This is a genomic window from Bradyrhizobium sp. (assembly GCF_049798375.1).
Lineage (GTDB): Bacteria > Pseudomonadota > Alphaproteobacteria > Rhizobiales > Xanthobacteraceae > Bradyrhizobium.
Window position 1 is genome coordinate 1 of the sequence record NZ_JBARGP010000211.1, and the last position, 4,810, is coordinate 4,810.

Sequence of the window (4,810 nt, forward strand, 5' to 3'; positions counted from 1 at the left end):
TTCTCGCGCATCAGTTCGGCGAAGCGCTGGAACAAATAGTGCGAGTCGCGTGGTCCCGGCGACGCCTCGGGGTGGTATTGCACCGAGAACACCGGTCGGTCGTCGAGCGAAATCCCGCAATTGGAGCCGTCGAACAACGAGATGTGGGTCTGCGTCGCGCCCTTCGGCAGCGTATCCTGATCCACCGCGAAGCCGTGATTCATCGAGGTGATCTCGACCTTGCCGGTGGTCTCGTCCTTGACCGGATGATTGGCGCCGTGATGGCCTTGATGCATCTTCTTGGTTTTAGCGCCGACGGCGAGCCCCAGCATCTGATGCCCCAAGCAAATGCCGAAGGTCGGCGTGCCCGACGAGATCACCTGCCTGATCACCGGAACGGCATATTCGCCGGTCGCGGCCGGGTCGCCCGGGCCATTGGACAGGAATACGCCGTCCGGCTTCATCGCCAGGATGTCATCGGCCGACGTGGTCGCCGGTACCACCGTGACCTTGCAGCCGACCCCGGCGAGCAGGCGCAGGATGTTGCGCTTGATGCCATAGTCGATCGCGACGACGTTGAACTCCGGATCGGTCTGCCGGCCAAAGCCCTCATTCCACACCCAGGGGGTCTCGTCCCAGGTGAAGCGCTGGCCGGAAGTGACCATCGGCACCAAGTCCATGCCTTCCAGGCCCGGCCACTCGCGGGCTTCCTTCTTCAGCGCTTCGAGATCGAACTTGCCGTCCTTGGCGTGGGCGATCACGCCGTTCGGCATGCCCTTGGAGCGGATCAGCGCAGTCAGCGCGCGGGTGTCGATGCCGGAGAGCCCGATGATGCCGCGCGCGCGCAGCCACTGGTCGAGATTGCGGGTGGCGCGATAGCTCGAGGCGTCGGTGATGGCGGTGCGCAGGATCACGCCACGGGCGCCCGGCGTCGCCGCCATGTTCACCGTCTCGATATCCTCGTCATTGGTGCCGACATTCCCGATATGCGGGAAGGTGAAGGTGATGAGCTGGCCGGCATAGGAGGGATCGGTGAGGATCTCCTCATAACCGGTCATCGCGGTGTTGAAACAGACCTCGCCCACGGCGTGGCCTTCGGCGCCGAGGCCAAAGCCTTCCAGCACCGTGCCGTCGGCGAGCACGAGAAGCGCGGTCGGTTTATGGTCCGGCCAGGCAGCGTCATTATCAATGTGTGTCATGAGCCCGGTACATAGTCCTGCAAGCGCCCGTCGTCAAAGCGGGAACGGCCAATTTTGCACGCGATTTTCGATGATTTGCGCCGGAAACGGCCCTGATCCGCCGAGAACAACACCGGAACGGCGTTGCCGCGGACGCGCGAACCGCTTAGATCACCCGCAGACATTCGAAAGGTTCAGAACATGCTGCGCGACGACATCAACAATGCGGTAAAGGAGGCGATGAAGGCCAAGGAGGAGCGCAAGCTCTCGACCTTGCGCATGGTCAATTCGACCCTGAAGAACGCCGACATCGAGGCGCGCGGGCAGGGCAAGCCGCCGCTCGGCGATGGCGAGGTGCTGTCGGTGCTGCAGAAGATGATCAAGCAGCGCCAGGAATCGGTCGAGCTCTACGAGAAAGGCGGCCGCGCCGAACTCGCCGCCGCCGAGCGCGAGGAGATCGCGGTGATCTCGGCATATCTGCCGAAGCAGATGTCGGATGACGAGGTGAAGGCCGCGATCTCCACCGTCGTCGCCGAAACCGGCGCTGCCGGGATCAAGGACATGGGCAAGGTGATCGGCGTGCTGAAAACGAAGTACGCCGGCCAGATGGATTTCGCCAAGGCCAGCGCCCTGGTGAAGGCGTCGCTGTCAGGCTAGCCAGCGCTCTATTGCGGGCAGCATCGAATTCCACATCGTCATGCCTGGGCTGCCGCTTCGCGCGGCGGAGACCCGGCACCCACGTCTTTCGTCACGTTTCGCGTGTAACAAGTTACGCGCGTCAGCAGGCCGCTCACATCGTCTTGCTTGCTCGGCGATGTGAGCTTTACAGCTACTCTGACGTGCGCGTGAGCTTTCCTAGGTTTAATGGAAGGCACGGAATTTTTGGGCTCCTTATCCTGTCCTCCCGGCAGTGAACCGTAATGGAGCCTCTCATGACCAAGATATCCATCCTCGCGGCTTTGCCGCTCATCTTCTCGCTCGGCATCACTCCCGCCGCACAAGCGCGACCCGCACACGACAGCTGGCGAGATGCCTACGACAGTGTTGTCTTGCCTCACAGAAATGAAGAGTATTTGCAAGTGCGCGAACCGCGATGGTTTGCGCCACCGCCTGCGGCGGCTCAGCCTCAGGATCACGTAAAGGATCCCTTCGCGGACCTGCATTTCGAGTAGCTGCGATCACGACATCGCCACAGCGTGAGCGGGCGAATCTATCACGCTCGCGCCTCCAGCCCGCTCTGTCAGTACAATGTGCCAACACCACCACCGTCGTCCCGGCGAACGCCGGACCCATAATCACTGGCAGTCGTTTGAGGCTGGATGCTATGACGTCTTTCTTCGCAACATTTCCGCCGCGGCGTATCGGTCTCGGCTCAAGACCGGAATGACAGCAATGATTGCTGCAACGGCCGTGGTGACCTTAAGGCGTCCCGATTCCCAACTCCTTCAGCGCTGCCAACATCCTGGCCGGCGGCGCCATCTGCACCAGCAGCGGCTTGCCGGTCTCCAGCAGGCTCTTCAGGCTGGAGAGGATCGCGGGCCAGCCCTGGCGGCCGCCGGACAGAATATCGTCCGACATCGGCCGGTCGTGCGATTCCGTCATGGTCAGGCGGACCGCGTCGCCGGCCGGCTCGATCTCGTAGGAGACGAGCGTCTGGCCGAGCTTCTCGATCAACGCAGGCCAGTTGACGTTAAAGGTGAAGGCAAGTCTCCGCGGCGGATCGTACTCGACTACCTCGCCACTGATGTGCAGCGCGCCATCCCCCTGCCGCACGACGTAGCTGCCGCCGACCTTCTGCTCGATCTCGACTGAGTTGCCGAAGAAATATTGTCTGCTGAACTCCGCCGACGTCAGCGCCTCCCATACCTGCTCCGGCGTCGATGCGATGTAGATCGTGTAGACGGTGGCGGGCTTGAAGCTGGTGGTATCCATCGTTCACTGTCCTTTGCCGAGCGCCGACCTCGGAATCGTAAGCGCTGTGCCGGTCTCCAACATGGTCTTCAGGCCGGAGAGGATCGCTGGCCATCCGTTGGAAATTCCGTCCAGCAGCCCGCTCGCGCCGGCAAATCCTTCATGCGTCAGCGTGAGTTTTGAAAGCTTGCCATGCGGCTCGATCGTGAACACGACCTTGGTCGGCGTTTCGTGCTTATATTTGTCCATCAGCACGTGCTTGAACGTATAGGACAGCCGGCGCGGCGGATCGCATTCGAGGATCTCGCCGACGTCGGTTTCGTTGCCGTCGCTCACCAGCGCGAAGGGCGAGCCGATTGTCCAGTCGGAGCGCAACTCGGTGCCGAACCAGTATTGCCGGGACAACTCGCTGCTGGTCAGTGCCTGCCAAAGCTTGTCCGGCGTGGTCTCGATATAAGTGACGTAGACGAATTCCGGCTTACTCATCGCGCTTCTCCAACTGCCGTTTTAATTCGCTGAGCGCGGCGAGCCTGCCGCGCTCGAACTTCCTGATCCAGCGCTCGCCGATCTCATGGATCGGGACCGGGTTGAGATAGTGCAGCTTCTCGCGGCCATGCCGGATCGTCGTGACCAGGTTGGCCGCCTCCAAAATCGCAAGGTGCTTGGTCACGGCCTGTCTCGTCATCTCGAGGCCGTCACAGAGGTCGTTCAGCGTCTGGCCGTTACGGGCGTGAAGCCTGTCCAGCAGCGACCGGCGTGATGCATCCGCCAGCGCTTTGAAGACGTCATCCATGATCGACAGCATAGGCAACCGAATGGTTGCATGTCAAGAGCGTGTGTTCGGCGACGATCCGTCGTCATGTTAGGATGGCGGCGACGTCGGCACGGAGATCGACGCGTCATGAAGCGGGTGGAAAATGAAGAGTAGCGCCGGGGTGGCAGTTCTAGTCATGAGTTTTTTCTCGCTGCCCGAAGGGCATGCGCAACAGCTGATCGGCGCGCCGCCGGAAGCCTCCAACATGAAGCTGGTCGGGACCAACGACCTGCAGGCGCGCAGCGCCTATCAGCCGACCATCCATCACCAGAGCGATCGCTGGATCGCCTATATCGGCCATCACGGCGGCACCGACACGATCCCCGATCCGGTCAACCCGCTGACCGGCAAGGCCGAGCCGAATGGTACCTCGATCGTTGACGTCACCGATCCCGCACGTCCGAAATATCTGCACCACATTCCCGGGCAGGAAGGAAAATACGAATCCGGCGGCGCGCAGATGGTGCGGGTCTGCGACGGCAAGTCGTTGCCGAAAGGCGATCCCAACGCCGTGTACATGCTTCGCACCTTCGGCAGCGAGGCGCATGAGATCTGGAACGTCGCCAATCCCGAGAGCCCGGTGCTGGTGACGCGGATCGATGGGCTTAAGGACACGCACAAGAGTTGGTGGGAATGCGACACCGGCATTGCCTTCCTGGTGTCGGGCGCACCTGATTGGCGGGTGCGGCGCATGACCCAGGTCTATGATCTCAGCGATCCCGCGCATCCGGTGAAGATCAGGGATTTCGGCCTGCCGGGACAGGAGCCCGGCGCCACCGGCGCGGTGCCGACCGAACTACACGGGCCGATCTCGCTGGGGCCGCAGGCCAACCGGATCTATTTCGGCTACGGCACCGACAAGGGCGGCCTCCTGCAGATCGTCGATCGCGACAAGCTGTTGCACGGGCCGAAGGAGCCGACGCCGGAC

General features: G+C 62.2%; 7 protein-coding genes. 3 read left to right on the forward strand and 4 right to left on the reverse strand.

What is annotated here, in order from left to right; translation table 11 throughout:
• Positions 1–1,178, reverse strand: a 1,178-nt coding sequence (gene carA, locus WA702_RS09080) for a glutamine-hydrolyzing carbamoyl-phosphate synthase small subunit (RefSeq protein ID WP_425110188.1), incomplete at its 3' end; no start/stop codon positions are given.
• 180 nt (positions 1,179–1,358) lie between these two features.
• On the opposite strand from carA, the gene WA702_RS09085 reads away from it, so the two are divergent.
• Together WA702_RS09085 and WA702_RS09090 are read left to right on the forward strand one after the other, a co-directional pair.
• Entirely contained in the window at positions 1,359–1,814 is a 456-nt protein-coding gene (locus WA702_RS09085) for a GatB/YqeY domain-containing protein (protein WP_425110189.1), read from the forward strand.
• 275 nt (positions 1,815–2,089) lie between these two features.
• Positions 2,090–2,329, forward strand: a complete 240-nt coding sequence (locus WA702_RS09090) for a hypothetical protein (RefSeq protein ID WP_425110190.1) — start codon at positions 2,090–2,092, stop codon at positions 2,327–2,329.
• Positions 2,330–2,576: 247 nt separating this feature from the next.
• On the opposite strand, the gene WA702_RS09095 is transcribed toward WA702_RS09090, so the two are convergent.
• From WA702_RS09095 to WA702_RS09105, 3 genes are read right to left on the reverse strand one after another with little or no spacing between them, the layout of a single operon-like run.
• Positions 2,577–3,089 carry an SRPBCC family protein gene (locus WA702_RS09095; RefSeq protein WP_425110191.1) on the reverse strand — a complete coding sequence of 171 codons (513 nt, stop codon included), beginning with the start codon at positions 3,087–3,089 and terminating at the stop codon, positions 2,577–2,579.
• Positions 3,090–3,092: 3 nt separating this feature from the next.
• A complete protein-coding gene (locus tag WA702_RS09100; protein ID WP_425110192.1) occupies positions 3,093–3,554 on the reverse strand; it encodes an SRPBCC family protein in 462 nt (153 codons plus the stop codon).
• Positions 3,547–3,861, reverse strand: a complete 315-nt coding sequence (locus WA702_RS09105) for an ArsR/SmtB family transcription factor (RefSeq protein ID WP_425110193.1) — start codon at positions 3,859–3,861, stop codon at positions 3,547–3,549. The genes WA702_RS09100 and WA702_RS09105 overlap by 8 nt, the downstream gene beginning before the upstream one ends.
• A 157-nt stretch (positions 3,862–4,018) precedes the next feature.
• Here WA702_RS09105 and WA702_RS09110 point away from each other — a divergent pair.
• Positions 4,019–4,810, forward strand: a 792-nt coding sequence (locus WA702_RS09110) for an LVIVD repeat-containing protein (RefSeq protein ID WP_425110194.1), incomplete at its 3' end; no start/stop codon positions are given.